Here is a 3,409-nt window from a genome sequence, read left to right as displayed (position 1 = left end):
CTTTATCAAGTTAATGTAATTGTGAAAATAGATAGAGTAAATATTATCGTCAGTATAATGTCTATGTACAAAAATGTCTTTCTTATTTGTATCTTTTCAATTTAACCAATCAATAATATTTTTTCGCAAAATATTGCAATAGTTTAAAAATAATAGCAACACTTTTCCTTTATTTTAAAGTGTTAAAATTCCACCGTCCTTAGAAATGTATTTATTTTCATTTCCATTTACATCCTTAAAATTTAAATAAATGTATCCATATTTATCAACTTTTCCATTAACTCTTGGGCTTGTTTCTTTTAATTCAGAAATAAAATTCATCTTATTGCCTAATATTTTTATAAAAAACCAGCGGCTTCTCGCCCCTGCATGATCCACTTCTATTATTGCATAGTCCGAACTTTTAATTTTTATTGCGTCTATAATCTTAAAATTTTTTAAAATTTCATTTTTATTTTCTACATTATTTGAAAAATTATTAGAAAAATTTTTATATTTAAGACCTTCTCTTTGATCATTAAAATTTTCTTCTGTTTTTTTAATAGAAATTCCATTTCTGACATAAATTAGAAATTTTAAAATTTCTCTAGTTTCTATATTTTCTATTTTATTTAAATCGCAAAAAACGTCGCCAAGTTTATCATTATCCAATTTATCCATAGTAATTAAATTTTTCTTGTAAACTTCATAATTTTGATCCAGCCAACCTACATTTAAAACATAATACTTTTCGCCATCATAAATTAAACTTCTGTCATCTTTTCCCGAAAAAACAGATGCTAAAAAAATAAAAAAAGAAGCAATACAAGCACAAATTGTTAGAAAAATCAATAATATAACTTTTATATATCTATTAAGCTCAATTCTTGTCAATTTATAGAATGAAAAAGTTTGAAGTCCTATAAAAGATAAAAAATTAAATCCAAGTAGAAGATTATTAATTATTGGAATTAGTTCTACTCTTTTAATAATTGCAAAAACACCAAAGCTAATAACAAAGGATGCAAAATATATTAAAATGCCTATAATATTTTTGTTTTTGAAATCCATAATAACCTCAAAACTTTTAAATTTTAAAAAAGAGATTGAAAACAATCTCTTTTAAACTACATATTGTCCTTTACTCCAACGGCAACCATCCTTGCCTTTGCACGAACTTCTCCAGCAGCTTCCATTACCATGTTTACAATGACTTTTCTTTCGCCAATTTCTTCGGCAGTTGCTGTAACTGTAACTTCCTCGTCCATTGGAGTTGGCTTTTTGAAATCAACTTCAAGTCTTGCTGTAATGAAACGACCTATCACTGTGTCTTTAGTAAGTTCAAGACCTAAATCGTGATGTTTAAACCATGCAGCAGATGCAGTTCCGTGACAATCGAAGATCATTGCAATCATTCCTCCAAAAAGATTTGCAGGAACGCCACCAGTATATACAGAATCTGGAGTAACCTTTGCGATACACTTACTTCCATCTTCAGATGGATAAGATTTTAGGTGCATACCTTCGTGATTTTTAGGACCGCAACCCCAACAGTATTGGAATCTTTCGCCATAAGTTTCTTGAATGGCAATATTTTTATTTTCTTTATTCATTTTATTCCTCCAAATTTATAATCAATTTTGCTTTTAATATTTTTATTGTACCACATTTGAGTTTTTAAAAAGAAAAAATCTCTTGGAAATATGATTTTCTAATCTTATTTTACCTTGCATTTAAATAATAATTTAGATTAAGCTAAGGAACCTTTTATATATTCAAAAAATCCTCTAAAGAAAAACTTATTCTTGCTATTTTTATAATTATTGTTTTTCTGTAAATATCAATTCCAGTAGTTTTTACAATTATTTACTATTTATCAATGCCTAAAAATCTTCTCAAATGATTTGCAGTAAAAGAATTTACACATTCAATAAAGTCTATTGGATAACCTTGAAATAACAAATTTCCTCCACGACTTCCTCCATTAGGTCCAAGGTCAATTATCCAATCTGCCTGACTAATGACAGATAAATTATGCTCTATCATTATTACTGTGTTTCCTTCTCTTACTAATTCATGAATAAGCATCAATAAATTGTCAATATCTGATTCGTGTAATCCACTTGTAGGTTCATCTAATATAATAATTTCAGATTTATGATTTATTAGCATTTGTGCAACTTTTAATCTTTGCAATTCACCACCAGAGTAGGAGTCAAGGGTTTGTCCAAGTTTTATGTAAGATAAGTTAGCTTTATCAACGGATTCTAATTTGTGTCTTATCAAATTATTATCGAAAAACACATCCTTCGCTTCTTCAACGGTCAAGTCAAATATTTCACTTATATTTTTACCTCTATACAAGTATGACAGTGCTTCATCGTTAAATCTCTTTCCTTGACATTTTTCACAAACTTCTTCTGAATCTCCTAGATAAGCTAAGTCAAGCTTAATAACTCCTTTTCCTTTGCATACAGGACAAGCTCCCTTTCCAGTTGCTGAAAATAGTGATGCTTCAACCTTATTTGTTTTGCTAAAAACCTTTTTAATTTCATCATAGATTTTTAAGTAAGTAGCAATATTTGACCGACTAGAAGTTTGTGGCATACTTTGATCTAAAATTGTGGACTGAGGATATCTATTCGCAAAAACTTCTCGTATTAATGTACTTTTCCCAGATCCTGCAACTCCCGTTACTACTGTAATTGCATTTTCTGGAATTTTTACAGAAATATTTTTTAAATTATGTTTTGACACCTTCTCAAGCTTGTAATATTTTGAAAATTGCTTCTTTTCTGATGACATAATATGTTTCTTTAAAAACGCTTTAGCCGTAACTGTATTTGACCTCAATAAATCTTCAAAAGAGCCTTGAAAAGTAATTTTACCTCCATGAATCCCTGCTCCTTCACCAAAGTTAATTACTTCATCACATACCTTAATCATGTCTGGATCGTGGTCGACAAATAAAACAGTATTCCCTTTATTTTTGATTTCTTTAAATATATTAGTGATACCTTTAATATCTTGAGGATGAAGCCCTACACTAGGTTCATCAAAAATGTAAAGAACATCCGATAAAGCGCTATTTAGGTATTTAACCATCTTTATTCTTTGAGATTCTCCACCAGATAAAGTACTTGTTGGTTGATTTAATTTTAAATAGTCTAACCCCACGAGAGATAAATTTCTTAATTTTGTTTTTAATTCATAAATAATAATGGCTACACTTTCATCATCAATGCCATCCAAAAAATTATATAAATCATTAACCATCATATCTGCGCAATCAGCTATTGATTTATATTGTATTTTCGCACTTAATACTTCATCATTTAATCTAGTCCCATGACACTTTGGGCATACTGTTGTTGTTAAAACTCTAGCCAAATCTTTTTTATATTTTGTATTTTCTACATTTACAAATCCA

Annotated in this window: 3 protein-coding genes; all 3 read right to left on the bottom strand. The window is 28.7% G+C overall.

All coding sequences use genetic code 11. From position 1 onward, the window contains the following. Window positions 1-174: 174 nt before the first annotated feature. Complete coding sequence (locus MR285_RS05445) at window positions 175-1,050, bottom strand: hypothetical protein (protein WP_293558818.1); 876 nt, start codon at window positions 1,048-1,050, stop codon at window positions 175-177. A gap of 56 nt (window positions 1,051-1,106) precedes the next feature. After that, window positions 1,107-1,592 (bottom strand): hotdog domain-containing protein, encoded by a 486-nt coding sequence (locus MR285_RS05440; RefSeq protein ID WP_293558816.1) that lies wholly within the window; start codon window positions 1,590-1,592, stop codon window positions 1,107-1,109. A gap of 256 nt (window positions 1,593-1,848) precedes the next feature. Next, the coding region (locus MR285_RS05435) for an ATP-binding cassette domain-containing protein (protein WP_293558814.1) at window positions 1,849-3,409 on the bottom strand (1,561 nt) is incomplete at its 5' end.

Source organism: Peptoniphilus sp., from assembly GCF_022767005.1.
Taxonomy (GTDB): Bacteria; Bacillota; Clostridia; order Tissierellales; family Peptoniphilaceae; genus Peptoniphilus_A.
The sequence above is the reverse complement of the archived record's forward strand: the minus strand, read 5'-3'. Positions and strand labels throughout refer to the sequence as shown.

What these genes read in the sequence shown, in the direction of transcription:
- MR285_RS05440 (WP_293558816.1), bottom strand. Translation starts at nt 1,592, where the DNA reads ATGAATAAAGAAAATAAAAATATTGCCATTCAAGAAACTTATGGCGAA.
- MR285_RS05445 (WP_293558818.1), bottom strand. Translation starts at nt 1,050, where the DNA reads ATGGATTTCAAAAACAAAAATATTATAGGCATTTTAATATATTTTGCA.